The organism is Aestuariibius violaceus (assembly GCF_040779325.2).
In the GTDB taxonomy this organism is placed as follows: Bacteria; Pseudomonadota; Alphaproteobacteria; order Rhodobacterales; family Rhodobacteraceae; genus Aestuariibius; species Aestuariibius violaceus.
Genome location: NZ_JBFONT020000001.1, coordinates 183065 through 204021, shown reverse-complemented (window position 1 = coordinate 204021; position 20957 = coordinate 183065). Strand labels below are relative to the sequence as shown.

At 64.1% G+C, this 20957-nt stretch carries 19 protein-coding genes; 10 read left to right on the top strand and 9 right to left on the bottom strand.

Going from position 1 to position 20957, the window contains the following annotated elements; genetic code table 11:
- A complete protein-coding gene (locus AADZ90_RS01010) occupies window positions 1-984 on the bottom strand; it encodes an ABC transporter ATP-binding protein (RefSeq protein WP_367311555.1) in 984 nt (327 codons plus the stop codon).
- 232 nt (window positions 985-1216) lie between these two features.
- Here AADZ90_RS01010 and AADZ90_RS01005 point away from each other — a divergent pair, with 232 nt between their 5' ends.
- From AADZ90_RS01005 to AADZ90_RS00995, 3 genes are all read left to right on the top strand, one after another.
- On the top strand, window positions 1217-1906 hold the full coding sequence (locus AADZ90_RS01005) for a GntR family transcriptional regulator (RefSeq protein ID WP_367311332.1): 690 nt from the start codon (window positions 1217-1219) through the stop codon (window positions 1904-1906).
- Window positions 1903-2718: a GNAT family N-acetyltransferase gene (locus tag AADZ90_RS01000; RefSeq protein WP_367311333.1), complete on the top strand. Its 816-nt coding sequence runs from the start codon at window positions 1903-1905 to the stop codon at window positions 2716-2718. The genes AADZ90_RS01005 and AADZ90_RS01000 overlap by 4 nt, the downstream gene beginning before the upstream one ends.
- 91 nt (window positions 2719-2809) lie before the next feature.
- On the top strand, window positions 2810-4768 hold the full coding sequence (locus AADZ90_RS00995) for a bifunctional 2',3'-cyclic-nucleotide 2'-phosphodiesterase/3'-nucleotidase (protein WP_367311334.1): 1959 nt from the start codon (window positions 2810-2812) through the stop codon (window positions 4766-4768).
- Window positions 4769-4783: 15 nt separating this feature from the next.
- On the opposite strand, the gene AADZ90_RS00990 is transcribed toward AADZ90_RS00995, so the two are convergent.
- From AADZ90_RS00990 to AADZ90_RS00970, 5 genes are all read right to left on the bottom strand, one after another.
- Entirely contained in the window at window positions 4784-5386 is a 603-nt protein-coding gene (locus AADZ90_RS00990) for a methylated-DNA--[protein]-cysteine S-methyltransferase (protein ID WP_367311335.1), read from the bottom strand.
- Between the two features lie 372 nt (window positions 5387-5758).
- Complete coding sequence (locus AADZ90_RS00985; RefSeq protein WP_367311336.1) at window positions 5759-6757, bottom strand: serine hydrolase domain-containing protein; 999 nt, start codon at window positions 6755-6757, stop codon at window positions 5759-5761.
- A gap of 594 nt (window positions 6758-7351) precedes the next feature.
- A complete protein-coding gene (locus AADZ90_RS00980; protein ID WP_367311337.1) occupies window positions 7352-8419 on the bottom strand; it encodes a GTP pyrophosphokinase in 1068 nt (355 codons plus the stop codon).
- Between the two features lie 54 nt (window positions 8420-8473).
- Window positions 8474-9766 carry a nicotinate phosphoribosyltransferase gene (pncB, locus tag AADZ90_RS00975; RefSeq protein WP_367311338.1) on the bottom strand — a complete coding sequence of 431 codons (1293 nt, stop codon included), beginning with the start codon at window positions 9764-9766 and terminating at the stop codon, window positions 8474-8476.
- A gap of 57 nt (window positions 9767-9823) precedes the next feature.
- Complete coding sequence (locus tag AADZ90_RS00970) at window positions 9824-11941, bottom strand: glycosyltransferase (protein WP_367311339.1); 2118 nt, start codon at window positions 11939-11941, stop codon at window positions 9824-9826.
- A gap of 206 nt (window positions 11942-12147) precedes the next feature.
- Between AADZ90_RS00970 and rfbC the strand changes: the two genes are divergently transcribed.
- Genes rfbC through AADZ90_RS00945 form a run of 5 tightly spaced genes read left to right on the top strand, consistent with a single transcriptional unit; the run spans window position 12148 to window position 16367 of the window.
- On the top strand, window positions 12148-12714 hold the full coding sequence (rfbC, locus tag AADZ90_RS00965) for a dTDP-4-dehydrorhamnose 3,5-epimerase (RefSeq protein WP_367311340.1): 567 nt from the start codon (window positions 12148-12150) through the stop codon (window positions 12712-12714).
- Window positions 12711-13754: a dTDP-glucose 4,6-dehydratase gene (gene rfbB, locus AADZ90_RS00960; protein WP_367311341.1), complete on the top strand. Its 1044-nt coding sequence runs from the start codon at window positions 12711-12713 to the stop codon at window positions 13752-13754. Before rfbC ends, rfbB begins: the two co-directional genes overlap by 4 nt.
- The gene (rfbD, locus tag AADZ90_RS00955; protein WP_367311342.1) at window positions 13751-14590 is read left to right on the top strand and encodes a dTDP-4-dehydrorhamnose reductase; all 840 of its coding nucleotides are present in this window, start codon (window positions 13751-13753) and stop codon (window positions 14588-14590) included. Before rfbB ends, rfbD begins: the two co-directional genes overlap by 4 nt.
- Window positions 14587-15462, top strand: coding sequence for a glucose-1-phosphate thymidylyltransferase RfbA (rfbA, locus tag AADZ90_RS00950; RefSeq protein ID WP_367311343.1), 876 nt, complete (start codon window positions 14587-14589; stop codon window positions 15460-15462). The genes rfbD and rfbA overlap by 4 nt, the downstream gene beginning before the upstream one ends.
- The gene (locus tag AADZ90_RS00945) at window positions 15459-16367 is read left to right on the top strand and encodes a glycosyltransferase (protein ID WP_367311344.1); all 909 of its coding nucleotides are present in this window, start codon (window positions 15459-15461) and stop codon (window positions 16365-16367) included. Before rfbA ends, AADZ90_RS00945 begins: the two co-directional genes overlap by 4 nt.
- 3 nt (window positions 16368-16370) lie before the next feature.
- Here the strand turns inward: AADZ90_RS00945 and AADZ90_RS00940 are convergent, their stop codons facing one another.
- Both AADZ90_RS00940 and AADZ90_RS00935 read right to left on the bottom strand, forming a co-directional pair.
- Window positions 16371-17069, bottom strand: a complete 699-nt coding sequence (locus tag AADZ90_RS00940; RefSeq protein ID WP_367311345.1) for an ABC transporter ATP-binding protein — start codon at window positions 17067-17069, stop codon at window positions 16371-16373.
- A 13-nt stretch (window positions 17070-17082) separates the two neighbouring features.
- On the bottom strand, window positions 17083-18393 hold the full coding sequence (locus tag AADZ90_RS00935; protein ID WP_367311346.1) for a KpsE/RkpR family capsule polysaccharide export protein: 1311 nt from the start codon (window positions 18391-18393) through the stop codon (window positions 17083-17085).
- A gap of 77 nt (window positions 18394-18470) precedes the next feature.
- Here AADZ90_RS00935 and AADZ90_RS00930 point away from each other — a divergent pair, with 77 nt between their 5' ends.
- The gene (locus AADZ90_RS00930) at window positions 18471-19283 is read left to right on the top strand and encodes an ABC transporter permease (RefSeq protein ID WP_367311347.1); all 813 of its coding nucleotides are present in this window, start codon (window positions 18471-18473) and stop codon (window positions 19281-19283) included.
- 7 nt (window positions 19284-19290) lie between these two features.
- On the opposite strand, the gene pncA is transcribed toward AADZ90_RS00930, so the two are convergent.
- The gene (gene pncA / locus AADZ90_RS00925; RefSeq protein WP_367311348.1) at window positions 19291-19887 is read right to left on the bottom strand and encodes a bifunctional nicotinamidase/pyrazinamidase; all 597 of its coding nucleotides are present in this window, start codon (window positions 19885-19887) and stop codon (window positions 19291-19293) included.
- Window positions 19888-19958: 71 nt separating this feature from the next.
- On the opposite strand from pncA, the gene trhO reads away from it, so the two are divergent.
- Complete coding sequence (trhO, locus tag AADZ90_RS00920) at window positions 19959-20840, top strand: oxygen-dependent tRNA uridine(34) hydroxylase TrhO (RefSeq protein ID WP_367311349.1); 882 nt, start codon at window positions 19959-19961, stop codon at window positions 20838-20840.
- Window positions 20841-20957 lie beyond the last annotated feature (117 nt).

Genomic DNA, 20957 nt, shown 5'->3' with positions numbered 1-20957 from the left:
TCAGGCCGACAGCGCGTGGGCCGCCTTCCTGTCCCAGTCGAGGCCGACGGCCTCGCCCAAATCCTTCGGTTGGCCGAAGAAATCCTTGTCTGTCAGAAGTGCCGTCACCTCTTGTTCGCCGCCGATCATCGCCCGCAGCGCGACATGGGTGCCCTGATATTCGACGCCGGTGACCCGCCCCTGAAGCCGCGCGCCGTCCGGTGCGGTGAGGCGCAGTTCGTCCGAGCGGACGGCGATCTTGCCCTCGGGCAGGGCGATCACGTTATGCGAGCCGAGGAACTGGGCCACGAAGGCCGTTTTCGGGGCATCGAAGACATCCCGGGTGGGGCCCGATTGTTCGATCCGGGCGTCGTTCATCACGACGATTTCGTCGGCGAGCGCGAGCGCTTCGTCCTGGCCGTGGGTGACATGGATGAAGGTGATGCCAAGCTCGCGCTGGAGGCGCTTGAGCTCGCCCCGCATCCGCACGCGCAGGAACGGGTCGAGGGCCGACAGCGGCTCGTCCAGCAGCAGGACCTGCGGGTCGGTGATCAGCGCGCGGGCCAGGGCGACGCGCTGTTGCTGGCCGCCTGAAAGCTGCGCGGGAAGCCGGTCGGAGAGGCCGGTCATTTCGACGAGTTCCAGCATTTCGGCGGCGCGGGCCCGGCGCGTCGGGGCGTCGACGCCTTTCATGCGCAGGCTGAAGGCGACGTTGTCGAGGACGGTCAGGTGCGGGAACAGGGCGTAGTTCTGGAACATCATCGCCGTGCCGCGCTTGGCCGGTGGCAGGTAGGAGATGTCACGCCCGCCCAGAAGGATATTGCCGTCGGTGACGCTTTCGTGGCCCGCGATCATCCTGAGCGTCGAGGATTTGCCGCAGCCCGACGGACCGAGCAGGCACGCATAGGTGCCCGCGTGGAACAGATGGGTGATCGCGTCCACGGCGACCGTCTGCCCGTAGCGTTTCGTCAGACTGACAAGTTCAAGATCGAGTTCGCTGCGCACCATGACCCCTCTTTCCCGTCGACGTTGGAAGGGGCTGGAGGCTTGCTGAAGATATTCCGCACCCGGACGAGGCGTGAATCCCGGCGGTGCGGAAAGGGCGGGCAGTTTGGATGTGTTGTGTTCGCGAAAATGGCAAAGATTGTATACGATCCGGATCAGATATCGGGGCAGATGCTCTGGAATCTTGCCGCGGGGGGGCGAACCTGCCAGAGAGTCGGGAAAGGATCCGGCCATGAAAGACCTCGACCCCACATCGCCCCCGACCGCCGAGATCATCGCGTTTCGGCTGACCGAAGCGGTGCATGAACACCGCATCCTGCCGGGCACGAAGTTGTCGGAAGACGAGGTGGGCGAGATCTTTGGCACCGGTCGCACGGTGGTGCGTCAGGCGCTGAGGATGCTGGCCCATGAGGGGTTGCTGACGATCGAGCGGAACCGCGGCGCCTATGTCGCCAAGCCGTCGGTCAAGGAGGCGCGCGAGGTGTTTGAGGCGCGCGCGCTGGTCGAGCCGCAGACGGCGCGCGCCGCTGCCGAACGCGCGACGGACGACGACATCGCGCTGCTCGAGGCGCATATGGCCGCGGAACACGCCGCCCTTGCCGCCGACGAGGCCGGGCGGGCGCTGAAGCTGTCCGGCCAGTTCCATCTGGAGCTGGCCCGGATCGCGGACCAGGCCACGATCGAGGCGTTCATCCGGCAGCTGATCTCACGCTCGTCCCTGGTCATCGCGCTCTATTGGCGGCGGCGGAATGCGATGTGCGAGAGCCATGCGCATCATGCGCTGCTGGATGCGCTGAGGCGCCATGACGGGGATTCGGCGGAGGAGCAAATGAAGGGGCACCTGCTGGATCTTCTGTCGCAGCTCGACCTGCGGGATCAGGAAAGCGCCATGCCGTCGCTGCGCGAGGCGTTGTCGCAATGATCCGCCATCGCCGTATGGCGCTAGAGGATCTGCGCCGCGCGCTGGACTGGGCGGCGGAGGAAGGGTGGAACCCGGGCCTGGATGATGCCGAAGCGTTCTATGCCGCTGATCCCGGCGGGTTTTTCGTTGCCGAGGAGGATGGCAAACCGGTCGCGTCGATCTCGGTCGTCAATCACAACGACGATTTCGCGTTTCTCGGTCTTTACATCTGCCGCCCCGAGTGCCGCGGGCGCGGCATCGGGTTCGCGCTGTGGGAAGAGGCGATGGCACATGCCGGGCAGCGGACGATCGGCCTGGATGGCGTGGCCGAGCAGCAGGCGAATTATGCGCGGTCTGGCTTTGTCCTGGCCGGGACGACGCGCCGGTTCTCGGGCGATTTGACGGGACGCGAGGTCGCAGGGATAGACCCTGCGGATACGGCCGATATTCCGACGCTGATCGACCGGGAGGCGCAATGCTCTGGCGTTCGCAAGGAGGACTATCTGTCGGCCTGGTTTCGCGACACCGCGCATCGCAAGACCTTCGTCGCCAGCTCAACAGGCTTTGTGACCGTGCGCCGGTGCCGTGACGGCGCAAAGATCGGACCGCTGATCGCAGAGGACGAGAACACGGCGCGGGACCTGATCGCCGCAGCCGCGGCTGCGTTCCCCGGCCCGTTCTCGATCGACGTCCCGGACAGCGCGCCGACCCTTGCCGGGATCTGCGAGACGCTTGGCCTTTCCGTCACGTTCGAGACGGCGCGCATGTATCGCGGCACGCCGCCGGTGACTGGCGATGGCCTTTTCGCGGTCACCACCTTGGAGCTGGGTTAGCCCCTTCCCCCGGTCACCCCCCTATCCCGCCGGCAGTTCGGGCTGTAGGCTTCGAATCCATATCGCACACGACCATCGGGGGACGTTTCGTATGCCTATCTTGCTTGATCGCCGCGCCTTTCTTGCATCCACCGCGGGCTTCATCGCTTTGCATCCGTTCTCGGCCCGGGCACAGGCCGGACAGGCGCATCTTAGGGTCATGGAGACGACGGACATCCATGTGCACATCTATCCTTACGACTACTACGGTGACCGTCCCGTGGATACGGTGGGCCTTGCCCGCACGGCGTCGCTGATCGACGGGATCCGGGGCGAGGCGACCAACTCGATCCTGCTCGATAACGGGGACTTCCTGCAGGGCAACCCGATGGGCGATTACATGGCCTATGAACGGGGCATGTCCGAAGGCGACATCCACCCGATGATCGCGGCGATGAACGCGCTGGGCTTCGATGCCTCGACGCTGGGCAACCACGAGTTCAACTACGGCATCCCGTTCCTCATGAACTCTGTTGCCGGGGCGGCCTTTCCGGTGGTCTGCGCCAACGTGGCGACCGAGATGGCGGGCAGCGCGCCGGCCGATACCACGCTGGTGCCGCCCTATGTGATGCTGGATCAGACGCTGACCGACGGCGCGGGCGAGAGCTTTCCGATCCGGATCGGGATCATCGGCTTCGTGCCGCCGCAGATCATGACCTGGGACCGTCGCCATCTGGAAGGCAACGTGCAGGTCCGCGATATCGTCGCCGCGGCCGAGGCCTATGTCCCGCAAATGCGGGAGGACGGGGCCGAGATCATCATCGCGCTGAGCCATTCGGGCATCGGCGAGGCGGATCATACCGACATGATGGAAAACGCCTCGATCCCGCTGGCGGGTGTCGACGGGATCGATGTGGTGCTGACCGGGCACCATCACCGGGTCTTCCCGGGCCCGGATTATGCCGAAACGCCTGGCGTCGATGCCGAGGCAGGCACGATCATGGGCAAGCCGGGCGTCATGGCGGGGTTCTGGGGCAGCCATATGGGGCTGGTCGACCTGATGCTCGAGCGGGATGGCAATTCATGGCGCATCGCCTCCCACAAATCCGAGGCGCGTCCGATCTTCCGGCGGGAGGAGGACCGGTCGATCACGCCACTGGTGGAAAGCGATGAGGAGGTGCTCGCCTCCGTCGAGGCGGCGCATGAGGCGACGCTGGCCTATGTGCGGGCCGAGGTCGGGCAGACCGATGCGCCGCTGCATTCCTATTTCGCGCTGGTGGCCGATGATCCCTCCGTCCAGATCGTGTCGAACGCCCAGACCTGGTATATCGAGCAGATGATGGCGGGGACGGAGCATGAGGGGCTGCCGATCCTGTCGGCTGCGGCGCCGTTCAAGGCCGGTGGGCGCGGGGGGCCGGAATACTACACCGACGTGGCTGAGGGGCCGGTTGCGATCAAGAACGTGGCGGATCTGTACCTCTATCCCAACACGGTGCGCGCCGTGCGGATCACCGGGGCCGACGTGCGCGAGTGGCTGGAACGGTCTGCGGGGATGTTCAACCAGATCAATGCGGGCGAGGCGGATCAGGTCCTGCTGAACCCCGATTTCCCGTCCTACAATTTCGACGTGATCGACGGGGTGGCGTACCAGATCGATCTGACGCAGCCGTCGCGATACAATAATGACGGCGAGGTCGTGAACCCGGACGCACGCCGGATCGTCGACCTCACCTATCAAGGCGCACCGATCGACCCGGATCAGGAGTTCATCGTTGCGACCAACAATTACCGTGCTGGTGGTGGCGGCAGCTTCCCCGGCGCCAACCCATCGACGGTAATCTTTGAAGGGCCCGATACGAACCGCGACGTGATCGTGCGCTACATCGTCGATCAGGGCACGATCAGCCCCTCGGCGGACGCCAACTGGACTTTCATGCCGCTGCCCGGAACCACGGTTCTGTTCGACACCGGCCCAGCCGCCGAGAGCTATATGGATGCTGTCGAGGGTGTGTCGATCGAACCCGCCGGAGAAGGGCCAGACGGCTTCGCGCGCTATCGCATCGCGCTTTGAGGTTCTCGCGGTGCCTTACCGGCGCGGTTTCGCCGCAAGGGGAAGATCATCGAATAACCCAGGCGCACCGCCTATCTGCGCGCCCTCGATCGTGAGAATTCTAAGCTTCGTGTCGACATGGTCGGCCCCTGAAAAGCCGGTGAGCTTACCGCCCGTTCCTACGACGCGATGGCACGGCACTATGATCGGCAACGGATTGCGGCCAAGGGCCAGTCCCACGGTCCGCGCGAGCCGCTTGTCGCCGAGTTGCGCCGCAATCGCGCCGTAGGTCGACGTCTCGCCGGCCGGGATCGCGTGCATCGCGGCATAGACCTGTGTCGCAAAGGGATCGATTCCGCTGAGATCGCAGAGGATGGAGGTGAGATCTGTCCGCTCCTCCTCAAGCAGGGCGGTCATCGACGTAATGGCGGATCGGATATCGGCCGGCGGCTCGCCACTTACCCCGCCCGTCCGCGCGGCCAGACGACGGCCTGTTTCAATCGAGCTCTTGTCCGGAAGGCGCGTCGCAACGATCACGTCATTGCGCCAGGCGATGCCGCAGTCACCGATCGGGGTCGGGAAGAGAGAGGTGCACCATCGGTCATAGTAAGGTAAAGAGGTGATGGATAGGACCACCATCGCCGGTGCGGGACTCACTTAGAGCGATACTGAAGGATGTGTGGTGTGGAACCCATTCAATCCGATGGTGTCCTGGACCACGGTCTCTGGCCTATGACGCGCTGAAGAACTTATGATTGCCCTCCTGTTCGGCTGGTTCGTGCCCTTCCTGATCCCGAAATCTGAGCGCCGGCCTGTGGAAGTCCGCCAGAAACTGGGGACGAGGCGTGTGGCGCAAACGTGGGGTCGTTCCCAGGCAGTCTGGCGGGGGAAGCCGAGGCTTATCAGAACCGCTCCACCGGCGGGCGATTGATGCAGTGAAGTACTATGCCTGGCGGTGTCAGTGCCCTGGGGATCGTTACTTTTGGGTGGGGTGGTTGGGGGAGGCTTGGTTTAGCTGAGTTTGGCGGCGGGGATCGCTTCGTTCTCGATAAGGTTCATTAACACCGAAAAGAAGCCGCCTGAGCGGGCCGGTTGGGTGGGGTCGCTGACGATGACGATGGTCAGGCCGATGCTGGGGGCGACGCAGATGATCTGGCCTCCGTAGCCTCGGGCGAGGGCGTATTCCGTGCCTCCGGTGCGGCCGAGGAACCAGCCGTAGCCGTAGCCGAGGCCGGACCAGCGGGAGGCGGTGCGGGGCTCGAAGCTTTCGGTGATCCACGCCTCGGACACGACCTGGGTGCCGTTCCAGGCGCCGGTCTGGCGGATCATCTCGCCGAACCTTGCCATTGCGCGCGGCGTCAGCGCCATCTCGTTGCCGCCGAGGTAGTAGCCCTGCGGGTCGCGCGTCCAGGCGGGGATCTCGATGCCGAGCGGATCGCCCAGCCAGCGGCGGGCGAGGGTCAGCAGGCTTTGCCCCGAGGCCTCGGCCAGAACGGCGCCGAGGATGTGGGTGGAGCCGGTGGAATAGAGCATCCTTCCGCCCGGTTTGGCGATCATCGGGCGGGCCAAGGCATTGGAAACCCAGTTGGAACTGGAGATCCACTCGCCGTAATTGCCGCCCGACGTGCGTTCGAGACCGGCGCGCAGGGTCACCAGATCCTCCATCGTGATGTCGCGCGCGCGGGGGTCGGCGGCGGCGGGGATGAGGCGGGGGGCGGCCTGGGCGATCGTGGTGTTGACCGAAGGGATCACGCCCCGGTCAATGGCCGCGCCGAGGAGCGTGGCGACGAAGGTCTTGGACACCGACTTGACGTTGTACCGGGAATTCAGCCCGCGGCCATTGGCGCGCTCGGCCACACGCTCCTCGCCGTTCTGCAGGACGATGACACCGCGCAGACGGTCGATTTCGGCGATGCGCTGGCGCAGGGCGGCCCAGGGATCGGCCTGGGCAAGGGCGGGCGCGGCGAGGGCGGCGGCGCCCATGGCGAGGGTGTGGCGGCGTGTGAACATGGGGCCCAATGTGGGCCAAATGGCCGGAGTCTCAAGGGGCCGCACGCTCAGATCGGCGTGAGCGGCGGGGGCCCTTCGTTACCAAGAGTTTGCCGGGATCTTAACGGAGGTAAACGGCCCAAAAGGCCTGCGGCATCCGGTCGGCAACACGTCGGCATCACGTCGGAGTTTAGCGCTAACATCCGTTGCGTTACCGGACAGCGCGGTCGGGAAGAGGGCGCAACGGGTGGAAACGGTGGATCATCATCAGAGGTGATTGTTGATTAGTAGTGCGCGGCGCAATAAGAATCCAACGGTGAATACAGCCGTGTCCTTTCCCCTAAACGGAGAATAATAGCCGCATGGAGCCGACGGAAAAGTCAAAGGAAGAGATAGAGATTTTCTCCTTGGGATGCCAAATCGTTTCTGAGTGCTAATCTCGGGGGTCTTCTTTTCGATGGTAGAGCCATTCACCCTAAGAGATACACGGCGAGCGGTCGAATAGCCAATTCATGGATCTAATGCTTCAAGACGTGGCTGGAGCTAGAAACGAAAGATTTATTTGAAACCTCTTCAGAATTTGAGGCACTGCTTTCAATTGAAGGAGCTCATAATCTAATTCTTCGGCATTAGCCAGCCATTAAAATTGTTTCTAGCGCTAGGGGTGAGCATTTCTTTAAATGTCTTAGTTTCCCCATAATATAGGCAATGGCGAATCATTGTGAAAGGGTTCATGTTTCTTTCGTGATTTATCCTTTGATGCTCGGCGTAGTCTTTCACTTTGCTGATCGCATTCTTCATATAAAAATTGAATTTTCCCCTCGTGGTTTCTGGCCGCATTGCCAAAATATCCTGGACAAATAAATCTACTTTGCTGTGATCGAAGTCGTGCTTCGGAAAGAAATGCTCTGATATTCTTAGAAAGGAAAAAGCGTCGAGCGGAACTCTAATGAAGTCTTTCTGAGCACCCCTCTTCATTGAGGTCTGTTCATCAAGCTCGATGTCGCCATATTCTATCTCTGACTTCTCTTCGTATTCGCTTGTCAGATCGCGGATTGCGAGGAATTCCCTGTCTGCAATTTCGAAGAGCGCAGCCAAGGCATTGACTCTTCTCTTGAGGTCCACCGGTATCGATTTTTTGTACTTTATTTTGTGGTCTAAGTTGCTCCATGCGTCTTGAGTAAGTGTTCTGATTTGTATTTCAAACTTCATGTTTTTATATCTCGAGTACTCCGGAAGACCATACCTGTCCGGATTAAGTCGAAGGTCTATATGAAGCCCCTTATATCCAAATTTGTTGTCATTTTCATTTAATTCAGCGGTCTTATCAGATGTATCAATTATCTGAAAATTTTCTTCTAGCGCTGACTTGATCTTTTCAATCTCATCCTCGTAATTGCAGGTCACCCTGAGGCCAAGAAGATCCGTAATATGATCTTTGATTTCATAAGCGACCTTCTTCTTTTCGAGAGGTTCGCGATATTTTCTTATAAACTTTGATATGCACTCATCACGATCCTTCAGGCGATAATCGATCTTTGATATTCCTAAGTTGTCATTTGCTGCTGATATTGAGGTCAACAATGCGTGAACAGAAGCTAGCGCGTCCTCATGCAACGCCGTATTCGCATCGTAAAAGGATTTGAAGTTATCTATTTCGGCCTGAAAGTCTGGCGATGCCATGTCTATTTCCACTCGTTACGACTTAGAAATGCTACTAGGGGTTGTTCGTATTTGTCAAACCACAACCTCCATCTCCACCTGCTCCCCCACACCGAAGACGCGTTTGTAGCGGGCGACCTCCTCGGACGGGCCCATGGCCTTGCGGGGGTTGTCGGAGAGTTTGACGGTGGGTCGCCCGTTCGCGGCGACCGCCTTGCAGACCAGCGAGAAGGGGGCGAGGGCGTCGCCTTCCGTGAGCCCTCGAAAATCGTTCGTCAGCAGCGTCCCCCAGCCGAAGCTCACCCGGGTGCGGTGGGCGAAGCGGCGGTGCAGATCCTCGATCTTGTCGGCATCGAGCCCGTCGGAGAAGATGATCAGCTTATCGTGCGGATCCTCCCCCCGCGACTGCCACCAGCGGATCGCGGTTTCTGCCCCCTCTACCGGGTCGCCGGAATCGATGCGGATGCCGGTCCAGCCCGCCAGCCAGTCGGGCGCGTTTTCGAGGAAGCCCTTCGTGCCGTAGGTGTCGGGGAGGATGATGCGCAGGTTGCCCTCATGCTCTTCATGCCAGTCCGACAGCACGTCGTAGGGGGCCTGGGCGAGCGTCGCGTCGTCGCGGGCGAGGGCGGCGTAGACCATGGGGAGTTCGTGGGCGTTGGTGCCGATCGCCTCGAGGTCGCGGTTCTTGGCGATGAGGCAGTTGGAGGTGCCGGTGAAGCGGTCGCCCAGCCCCTCCTGCATGGCCTGGACGCACCAGTCCTGCCAGAGGAAGGAGTGGCGGCGGCGGGTGCCGAAATCGGCGATGCGGAGGTCCGGCAGGGCGCGGAGGCGGTCGATCTTTTCCCAGAGCTTGGTCATGGCGCGGGCGTAGAGGACCTGAAGCTCGAACTTGCCCATGGTTTCGAGGACGGCGCGGGAGCGGAGTTCCATGAGGATGGCGAGTGCCGGGATTTCCCACATCATGACTTCGGGCCAGGGGCCTTCGAAGGTCAGCTCGTATTGGTCGCCGACGCGGTCCAGGTGGTAGGGCGGGAGCGCCAAGTGTTCGAGCCAGTCCATGAAGGCGGGGGTGAACATCTGGCGCTTGCCGTAGAAGGTGTTGCCGCGCATCCAGGTGCTTTCGCCGCGGCGGAGGGAGAGGGTGCGGACATGGTCGAGTTGTTCGCGCAGCTCGCCCTCGTCGACGAGGTCGGCCAGCGGGATGTGGGTGGAGCGGTTGATGAGGGAGAAGGTGACGGTGGTGTCGGGCCGGTTGCGGAAGACCGACTGGCACATCAGGAGCTTGTAGAAGTCGGTATCGATCAGGGACCGGACGATCGGGTCGATCTTCCAGCGGTGGTTCCAGACGCGCGTGGCGATGTCGACCATGTCACCCTCCCTGAGCGGTCGGTTCATAGACCGGGAAAAGGGGGCGGGTGGCAAGGCTTAGCTGGCTTCGATGGCGTGCTTGTAGGCGAGGGCCGCGTCGCTGAGGGAGGGGGCGTGGGCGGCTGAAGCTTCGGGGAAGAGGTCGGGGAAGCGGCTGTCGAGGCTGGTCGTGCGGTATCGGTCGGCGGCGATGGTTTGTGCCTCGCGCAGATAGGCGATGCGGGCGGTATCGTCTGCGGCCAGCGCGGTCAGCATCCGGTGGACACCGGAGGGGTCGGTATAGAGGGGGAGATCGCCGAAGGTGCCGCGGAAGTCGTCGGGCAGGATGCAGGGGCGGCCCGCCAGGATGGCTTCGACGATCGTGCGGCCGAAGGCTTCGTAGTAGGAGGTGTGGGGGAAATAGACGAAGGCGTCGAGGGTCGAGAGGTAGTCGACCGGGGGGAGGCTGCCATAGGGGTGGACCGTCCAGTTGGCGGGCAGGCCCTCGAGGATCGCGCGCGGGATCTCGGCCCCGCCGAGGATGTTGACCTGGATGTCCGGATGGTCCGGGTAGGCCTGCCTGATGCGCTCTGCCGTCTCCGGCCATTTCTCGAGCGTGTCGCGGGCATGGCGGCCAATCGTATAGGGCGCAGACATCCGATCCTTCGGGTCGCGGAGCAGAGAGGCCGTATCGAAGGTCGGGTTCCAGTCCAGAGCGGAAAGAGGGGCAGCGCCGGGTATTCCGTCGCGCGCCTTTTCCAGTTCCGCGCGGATACCGGGGCTGATCGGGCATATCTCAACGCTTTCGGCGGAAAGCGCGTCTGCGCGGGCAAAGAGGGTTCGGGAATCGTGATGCGGATCGCCGGACGGGCGGAGATTGCTGTTGTTGACGACGATGTGGCCGTGTTTTGCGCGGATCTTCGGAAGGACTTCCCGGGCGAAGGGCGTATCTGCGATCGTCGATGGTCCGCGAAGGATCACGTGATCGACCTCGAGCCGATCGAAGGTGTGAGAGAAACGGACGCCGCCCGGCCATGCCTTATAGCGATCGGTCAGCGTTTTGCCGACGCTGTAGCTGTTGGGGCAATGGATCAGGACCGGATCGAAACCAAAGGCGGCGAAGTGCCCAAGCTCGTCTATCGTCGATGACGCATTGCCGCCGGGAAATCGGCAGTTGGTGATTGTCGCAATCCGTGCCGTCAGGATCCGGCGTGGCGGCGCGGGGCCGTCGAGGGCGCGCGAGATATCTTCGGGTGCGTTGAGAAGAGCGGGCGGCGCGGGAAACGGCCGTTCCTTCTGCGGGAAAGGCAGCCAGAGGTTCGGTTGTTTCAGATGGGCGTGCCACGACCGCATTGCCCTGCGGTACTGCCTGCGCGCCTTCGAAAGATCACTCGTCCAGCCATCAACTGGATCAGCCGCCTTCGGCGCGAAGATCAGCGGCACGAGATACCTTGGCAGCTTCTTTCGGGAGAAGCGGTAGAGGCGGCCGATCAACTCCCGGTCGGCCTCCAGCCGGACGCCGTCCCAGTTTCCCAGAACCTCGTCGAAGAAGCGGGTCTTGATCATCAGGGCCGCCGGGCGGGCTACGGTGACCCCGTCGCGAGAGTTTGCGGTAAAGGGCAGGTGGCGTCCCGGCCGGCCGGCCCGGTCCATCCGGATCGCACCGGCCAGGTGGGCGGGGTCATCCGACGCCGCGATCGCGCCGACCTGCCGGGCGATCCGAGCGGGATGGGACCAGCTGTGCTGATCCTGCAGGGTGAGGTAGTCGCCGCTGGCCGCATGGACCGCCCGGTTGTTCGAGACATGAGGGCCGACCCGGACGGGATTCTGTAGAAGGCGGATGCGATTGTCTTCGGCGGCGAGACGAAGGAGGATCTCCCAACTGTTGTCGGTGCTGGCATCGTCGCAGATCATCAACTCGAGATTGCGCCAGCTTTGATCCAGCACGGACCGAACCGAGTGTTCCAGCACCGGTCCGCTATTATGGACCGGCATCAGCACAGAGATCAAAGGCCCCTCGGTGACAGCGGGCGGCGGCGGGGCCGACAGGCGCTGCAGGACCGGATCGCTGCCGCTGCGCAGGGAAAGCGGGGTCAGGTCGAAACCGGCAAGATAGGCGTTTATGCCCTCGAGCCAGCGAACTTCATCCTTGGTGCCGTTGGTGAGGATCGAGTTGACGAAGTAGGCTTTCAGCACTGGGCACCTTGCGTTGATCCTGTGCGGAAGCTCTAGCTTGACCGGCATCCGTTTTCAAACCAGGAGCGTGCGGAGGATCCGTGGGCGCCGACCTGCGAATCTAGGGTCCGCCGGTCTTGCCGTTACACGCAGAAGATGATCATAGAAAACGTGGTCAGCCTATGAGAGGTTGGCGGCAGTCCGCGAGACATGATGTGGAGTGATCCATGCGGGTCGAAAAGACAGCCCTGGAAGGTGTTCTGTTGCTCGAACCGCGGCGGTTCGGGGATGTGCGCGGGTTTTTCTCGGAAAGCTGGAATGCACGGGTGATGGCCGAGAACGGCATCGAGATCGCCTTCGTGCAGGACAACCATTCGCTGTCGGCCAAGGCAGGCACGGTGCGGGGTCTGCATTACCAGGCGCCGCCGCACGCGCAGGCCAAGCTGGTGCGCTGCGGGCGCGGGCGGCTTTATGACGTGGCCGTCGACATCCGGGACGGATCGCCCACCTTCGGGCATTGGGTCGGGTATGAACTGAGCTTCGAGAACGGTCTGCAGTTGCTGGTGCCCGAGGGGTTCGCCCACGGGTTCGTGACGCTCGAGGAAGACACCGAGATCGTCTACAAGTGCTCGGATTTCTATGCACCGGAAAGTGACCGGGGCATCCGTTGGGACGATCCGGAGATCGGCATCGACTGGCCGTGGACGGGCGAGGCGCTTTTGTCGGACAAGGATGCCGCCGCGCCAGCGCTGGGCGAGGTGGAACGGGTCTTCAGCTATGGAGGGGGCGCATGACGATCCTCGTGACCGGCGGGGCGGGGTTCATCGGCTCTGCCGTGGTGCGGCTGGCGGTGTCGCAAGGGCGGCGGGTGGTGACGCTGGACGCGCTGACCTATGCGGCGAACCTGGAAAATCTGGCTCCGGTGACGGGCAGCCCGCTGCATGTGTTCGAGAAGGCGGATATCCGCGACCGGGCGGCGGTCGATGCGATCTTCGAGACGCACCAGCCGGATGTGGTGATGAACCTCGCCGCGGAAAGCCATGTGGACCGGTCGATCGACGATCCGTCGCCCTTTGTGGACACCAATGTCTTGGGCACCTTCACGATGCTCGAAGCGGCGCGGGCCCACTGGACCGCTCGCGGCAAGCCGGAGGGGTTCCGGTTCCATCACATCTCGACCGACGAGGTCTTCGGATCGCTGGGCGCCGAGGGCAAGTTCGATGAAGAGACGGCTTATGCGCCGAATTCTCCCTATTCCGCGTCGAAAGCCGCGTCGGACCATCTGGTGCGGGCGTGGGGAGAGACTTACGACCTGCCGGTTCTGACGACCAATTGTTCGAACAATTACGGGCCCTACCACTTCCCCGAAAAGCTGATCCCCGTGGTGATCCTGCGCGCGCTGGCGGGCGAGCCGATCCCGGTCTACGGCCAAGGGGAGAACGTGCGGGATTGGCTGTATGTCGAGGATCACGCCGAGGCGCTTTTGACGGTGATCGACAAGGGCGTGCCGGGGCGGACCTACGCGATCGGCGGCGATGCAGAGCTGCGCAATATCGATCTGGTGCGGATGATCTGCGGTATCCTCGACCAGCTGCGGCCTGACGGTGCCCCCCATGGCCGGCTGATCACGTTCGTCGAGGACCGGCCGGGGCATGATGCCCGCTATGCTATCGACGCCTCCCGCATCGGGGCGGAGCTGGGCTGGCGCCCCTCGGTCACGCCCGAAGAGGGGCTTGAGCGGACGGTGCGCTGGTATCTCGATAATGAGGAGTGGTGGCGCAAGCTGCAGGACCGCGAGGGCGTAGGCGAGCGGCTTGGGAAGATCGCCTCGTGAAGGTCGTCGCCTTCGGCAGGTCCGGGCAGGTGGCGCGGGCGCTGGCCGCGTTGGGGGCGGAGTGCCACGGGCGCGAGAGCGCGGATTTCGGTGATCCGGCGGGTGTGGCCGAGGTGGCGCGAGGGCTTGAGGCCGACGCTTTCGTCAACGCCGCCGCCTATACCGCCGTCGATGCGGCGGAGGAAAACGCGGCGGAGGCGCAGCGGATCAATGCCGACAGCGTCGGTGCGCTGGCCCGGGTGGCGGCAGAGCGGGGGATCCCGCTGGTTCATATCTCGACCGATTACGTGTTTGACGGCAGCGGGGCGGCGCCCTGGGCGCCGGATGCGCCGGTGTCGCCGCTGGGCGCTTACGGGCGGACCAAGCTGGCGGGCGAGGTCGCGCTGCGCGAAGCGGGCGGGACCCATGCGATCTTGCGCACCTCCTGGGTGTTTTCGGCCACCGGAGCGAACTTCGTGAAGACGATGCTGCGGGTCGGCGCCGACCGGCCGCTGCTTCGGGTCGTGGCCGACCAGATCGGCGGGCCGACCCCGGCGGACGCCATCGCGGCGGCCTGTATCGAGATCGCCGGGCAATTGCGGGAGGCGCCGGAGAAGACCGGCACCTATCATTTCTCGGGCGCACCGGACACAAGCTGGGCCGGGTTCGCGCGGGAGATCTTTGCGGTTGCCGGGATGGACACGCAGGTCGAGGAGATCCCGAGCGCGGAGTATCCGACGCCCGCGGCGCGGCCCCTGAACTCCCGCCTCGATTGCAGCGCGACAGAGGCCGCGTTCGGGATCGCCCGACCCGATTGGCGGGCGGCGCTGGGCCGGGTTCTGGAGGAGCTGAAATGACGCGCAAGGGGATCATTCTGGCGGGGGGCTCCGGTACGCGGCTCTATCCGATCACGATGGGCGTCTCCAAGCAGCTGCTGCCGATCTACGACAAGCCGATGGTCTATTATCCGCTGTCTGTCCTGATGCTGGCGGGGATCCGCGAGATTGCGGTTATCACGACGCCCGAGGATCAGGAGCAGTTCCAGCGGCTTCTGGGCGATGGCGGCCAGTGGGGGCTGAGCCTCACCTATATCGTGCAGCCGAGCCCAGATGGCCTCGCGCAGGCCTACATCCTGGCCGAGGCGTTTCTGGATGGTGCGCCGTCGGCGATGGTGCTGGGCGACAACATCTTTTTCGGCCACGGCCTGCCGGAATTGCTGGAGGAGGCGGACGTGCAGGGACACGGCGCGACCGTGTTCGGCTATCGCGTCGCCGATCCCGAACGCTACGGCGTGGTCGCCTTCGATGGGGACGGCAAGGTGCAGGAGATCATCGAGAAGCCCGCGGTGCCGCCATCGAATTATGCGGTGACGGGGCTCTACTTCCTCGACGGGACCGCACCGGAGCGGGCGCGGGCGGTCGAGCCGTCGGAGCGGGGGGAGCTGGAGATCACCTCGCTTCTGACGCTTTACATGGAAGAAGGACTGCTTGCGACGCGGCTGATGGGGCGGGGTTATGCGTGGCTGGATACCGGAACGCATGGGAGCCTTCTGGATGCCGGGAACTTCGTGCGTACCTTGGAGAACCGGCAGGGACTTCAGACCGGCTGCCCCGAGGAGATCGCCTATGGCCGGGGTTGGATCGACCGGGCGGCGCTGATGGATCTGGCCGAGCGGTACAGCAAGAACGCCTATGGCCGCTATCTGAGGGCGATCGTCGAGGCGGGATGAGCACGCCGCACGTCACGATCCTGCTGGCGACCTATCAGGGGGCGCGCTGGCTGCCCGAGCAATTGGCGAGCTTTCAGGCCCAGACCCATGAGGCGTGGTCGGTGGTGGCGAGCGATGACGGCTCGACCGACGGGACGCGGGAGCTGTTGGAGGGCTGGGGCGCGCGGATGACGCTGCGCGACGGGCCGCGGCAGGGGGCGGCGGCGAATTTCCTGTCACTGGTCAAGGGGCTGCCCGAGGCGCCCGGTTGGATCGCGTTTTCGGATCAGGACGACGCCTGGCTGCCCGAAAAGCTGGCGCGCGGGGTGGCGGCGCTGGGACCGGGCGACGAACCGGCGCTTCACTGCAGTTCGGTCGCGATCGCGGATGAGGGGCTGAGCGTCGTGGGGCGGACGCTGCGCACGACGCGGCCTTTGGCGTTCCGCAATGCGCTGGTCCAGAACGTTGTGACCGGCTGCACGGTGTTGCTGAACCCGGCCGGGGCCGCCTTGCTGCGGGCGGCCGCGCAGGCGACCGAGACCGTTTTCATCCATGACTGGTGGACCTATCTCGTCCTTTCTGGCGCAGGCGCGCGGATCGTGCGGGAGGAGGAGCCGGGCGTGCTCTACCGTCAGCATGGGGGGAACGCGATGGGCGCCCATGCGGGGATGCAGGCGCGGCTGGCCCGGGCCGGGATCCTGTTGAGCGGGCGGTACCGGGCGTGGACCGATCTGAACCTTGCCGCCTTGCAGGCGATCCCCGAGGTGCTGACCCCCGAGAACGCGGCGCTGGTCGATCGGTTCGCCGAGATGCGGCAGGCGCCCTTGCGGAACCGGATGCGGCTGTTGCGGGAACTGGGCCTCTACCGGCAGACGCGGGCGGGCAACGCAGCGCTTTGGCTGGCGGTGGCGCTGGGGCGGATCTAGCGGTTACTTGGCGGCGGCGGCTGCAGGCGCCGCGGGGGCGGACGGCCCCACATGCATCAGCTCTTCATGGTGGCGGATCCCGTCCTCCACATCGTCATAGAGATGCAGCTGCCCGTTTTCGATCACCGCGACACTTTCACAGAGGCGCCGGATCTGGGGGAGGGAATGGGAGACGATGATCGCCCCGCTGTCCTGCATCCGTTCGGTGAAGACCTTTTCGCTTTTCTCGCGGAAGGCGGCGTCGCCGACCGCGGTGACCTCGTCCACGAGGTAGGTGTCGAAGGCGATGCCCATCGAGGTGCCGAAGGCCAGCCGCGACCGCATCCCCGACGAATAGCTGCGCACGGGCAGGTTGAAATGCTGCCCGAGCTCTGCGAAGTCGCGCACCGATGCGGTCAGCGCGTCGCTGTCGACGCCGTAGATGCGGGCGATGAAGCGCACATTCTGCGATCCGGTCAGATCGGCGTGAAAGCTGCCGGAAAATCCCACCGGCCACGAAACCGTCCCGTCCGTCTGGATCTCGCCGGAATCGTAGCCCATCGTGCCTGCGATCATCCGCAGAAGGCTCGACTTGCCCGCCCCGTTGCGCCCCAAAAGGCCCACGACGCTGCCCGTCGGGAAGACGGCGTTGATCCTGTCGGCCACGATCTTGCGTTTGCCGTTCAGCACGTAGGTCTTGCTAAGGTCGCGGAGGGCGATCATCGGGCGGCCCGCCTCACTTGCGGTCGCGCAGGGAGTAGAAGACCAGCATCAGGATCGCCCAGCTGACAAGCGCGCCGCCGATCACGAGGCTGAGCAGCAGACCGCGTTTGGGGAATTGCGAGGTCTCGGCGAGTGTCGGAGGAATGTAGGAGGTCAGATACCGTGTCTGCCGCTGCGCCTCGGCGCGGGCCGCGTCGTAGGCGGCAAGTGCGGTGACGTAGCTTTGCTGGGCGAATTCCTGATCGACGGCGAGCGATTCGTATTCGCTGACCAGCATCGAATAGGCCTCGGTATCCCCGTTTCCCGAGGCGCTCAGCTGATCCTTTTCGGCCTGGATACGCGCCTCGATCACCTCGACCAGCCTCCGGGCCTGTCCGATCCGAGGGTCGCCCGGGCTGCTTGTCGTCGTCAGCAGAAGGTCGAGGTCGATGCGGGCCCGCGCAAGCTCGGCCTCGAGGCTCGCCAGAAGGCCTGTCCGCCCTTCCGCGTCGGTCGTGGGGTCGACGATCTGGGTGCGGATGCGAAAGGCCGTCATCGCCTGCTGCGCTTCCTTGCGGCGCTCGACCGCGCGCTCGAGCTCTTCGTTCGCGTAGCGCGTTGCGTCGGCCCGCGCCGACGCCGAGAGCGCGTTGATCATGCGGCTGCTCTCTTCATAGATCGCGGTGGAGACCGCGTTCGCGTCTTCGGGCGTGAAGGCCGTCACTCGGATCTCGATCAGGCCGCCGGCGGAATCGTAGAAGACCTTGACCATCCGCCGCCAGTAATCGGTCAGAGCCTCGATGCTGGCGCCGGGGGCGAGCGAGAAGACCGGATCGTCTTCCAGTACGTAAATCCGGCGCAGATCGAGCTTTTCGTCGATCGTGCGGACCATCGCCTGGCTTTGGATGAATTCGTAAAGGATGTCGGTATCCGACGACGAGCTGCCGGACAGTTCCGTGATGCCGCCCAGGAGTTCGATGGGTGAGCTGACATCCTCGGTCCGGACGGCAAAGCCGACATGGGAGGCGTACTGGTCCTTGGCGATCCAGTAGAGGTAGTAGGTCGTCGCGGCCGCAGGCAGGCCCACGCAGAGGAAGAACATCGCGACAAGCCCGTAATGCCGCGGGCGCATCCGGGCCCGCGGGGCGATGCGCTGGGTCGGCTTTGCGCGCGGCGCAGGGGCTTTGGGCGTCCCCGGATCCTCGGGCGAAGGGGCATCAACCCGGGGGGCGGCGCCCGGTGTGACCGCGGCGATCTTCGCCGACTGGGCCGCGGCCGGCGCGTCAGTGGCCGAGGGGACGGCCTTGAGCGGCCGGTCGCCGTCGTCTTTGAGTTCCTGTGCCATCTGCTCCGCCTAACGCGTTCTTATGCATCCTCTGGTTATGTCTAGCAAACCGGAACGGGAAAGACCAATATCCCGCCATGACGACACAGCCTCTTTCCGCCCCGCAAAGGCCCCGCCCGGCCCCTCTGGCGCTGGGGAGCCTGCGGACCGTTCCCGCGCTGATGCTGCGGGAGATGTCGACGACCTATGGCCGGTCGGCGTTCGGCTATCTCTGGGCGGTGCTGGAGCCGGCGGCCGGGATTGTTCTGCTGACGCTGGCCTTCTCGTTCGCGTTTCGGTCGCCGCCGATCGGCACGAATTTTCCGATCTTCTACGCCTCGGGGATGCTGCCGTTTCTGATGTACCTGCATGTGAGCCAGAAGGTCGCGACGGCGATTCGGTTTTCCAAGCCGCTGCTCTTCTACCCGCGGGTGACCTTTGCCGATGCCCTGCTGGCGCGCTTCCTTCTGAACGCGCTGACGCAGGTCGCCGTCTTCATGATCGTCCTCACCTCGATCATCGTGATCTTCAATCTCAACATGATCATCGATCCCGTTGCGGTCATCCTTGGCATCGGGATGGCTCTCATGCTGGCGGTCGGGATCGGGACGCTGAACTGTTTCCTGATGTCGATGTTTCCCGGGTGGGAGCGGCTTTGGGGTATTCTGACGCGGCCGCTCTTCATCATCTCCTGCATCTTCTTCCTGTTCGAGGTCGTGCCGCAGCCGCTGCAGGATTACCTGTGGTTCAACCCGCTGGTCCATGTGGTGGGGCAGGTGCGGACAGGCATCTACCCGACCTATTCGGGCGACTACATTTCGCCGCTTTACGTGATGTCCGTGTCGCTTATCTGTCTGTTCTTCGGGCTTTTGCTGCTGCGGCGCTATTCCCGGCAGATCGTCAACGATTGAGCCTCGCTCAGGCGATCCGGACGCCGGCCTCCCGCATCGCGTCCCGCGCCGCGGCTTCGGAGCCGTCGAGGTCGATCGCCCGGCAGGCTGTGTCCAGCACGGTGACATCGTAGCCCAGCTTGGCCGCGTCGAGCGCGGAGTAGAGGACGCAGAAATCGAAGGCGAGGCCCGCGAGGGTCAGCGTCGTCAGGCCGCGCGTCTGGAGGTAGCCGTGCAGGCCCGTCGGCGTCTCGCGGTCGTTTTCGAAGAAGGCGGAGTAGCTGTCGATCTCTGGCCGGAATCCCTTGCGGACGATGAGATCGGCGCGGGCGGTGTCGAGGCCTTTGTGAAACGCCGCGCCGTCCGACCCGATCAGGCAATGGTCGGGCCAGAGGATCTGCGGGCCATAGGGCATCTCGACCGTGTCGTAGGGGGTCTTGCCTGTGTGGTTTGAGGCAAAGGATTGGTGGTCGGCCGGGTGCCAGTCCTGGGTCAGGATGACCGCCTGCGCCTTTGACATCTCGGCGTTGATCGGGGCGACGACGGCGTCACCGTCGGGTACGGCCAGCGCACCGCCGGGGCAGAAATCGTTCTGGACGTCGACGACGATCAAGGTGTCGGTCATGGGCAGGTTCTCCTTCGGTCTCTCCATACCGACCTTTGAAACCTCTGCAAATGGCGCTAGGACGCCCGGCGATGATCTCTGTCGCCGCCTTCTACCGTTTTACCCCCATAGACGCGCCGGGCGCGCTTAAAACGCAGCTGGCCGCGGCGCTGTGCCCGCTGGGCGTGCGGGGGACGCTGCTGGTGGCGCCGGAGGGGATCAACGGAACGCTCGCCGCCGAGCACGACGCGCTGATGCAGGCCATGGCGCTCCTGCGTCAGATCCCGGGCTGCGAGGCGCTGACCTGGAAGGAGAGCCGGGCGGACAAAATGCCGTTCGGGCGGCTGAAGGTTCGGCTGAAGAAAGAGATCGTGACGATGGGCCGGCCCGAGGTCGACCCGAATGCAGCGGTGGGCCGCCGGATCGCGCCGGAGGCGTGGAACGCGGTGCTTGACGATCCCGACACGGTCGTCATCGATACCCGCAACGATTACGAGGTGGCGATCGGGTCGTTCGACGGCGCCATCGACCCGCGGACGGTCAGTTTCGGTGCCTTCCCCCGCTGGTGGGAGGAGAATGCGGAGCACTTCGCGGGCAAGCGCGTCGCGATGTTCTGCACGGGCGGGATCCGCTGCGAGAAATCGACGAGCTTTCTTGTCGGCCAGGGGGTCGAGGATGTGGTGCATCTCGACGGTGGCATCCTGGCCTATCTGGAGAAGGTGCCCGAGGCCGAAAGCCGCTGGCACGGCGGCTGCTTCGTTTTTGACGAGCGGGTGGCGGTCGGCCACGGGGTCGAGCCCACGGACCACACGCTCTGCCATGGCTGCCGCAGGCCGCTCACGCCCGAGGATCTGAGCCATCCCGATTACGAGGAAGGCGTCTCATGCCACCGCTGTGCGGGGGAGACCAGCGAGGCGGACAAGGCGCGCTACCGCGACCGGCAGAGGCAGCGCGCGGCGGCGAAGACGGGCTGATCCTCCAAACGCTTGGGCACCTCGTACTACGTCGCCCAGATGTCCCGCCCGGCGGGCAATTTTGCGAGGTTTCAGTTAGCGCAGCCGCCCGAAGGATTGCGCTACCTCTCGAAGCCG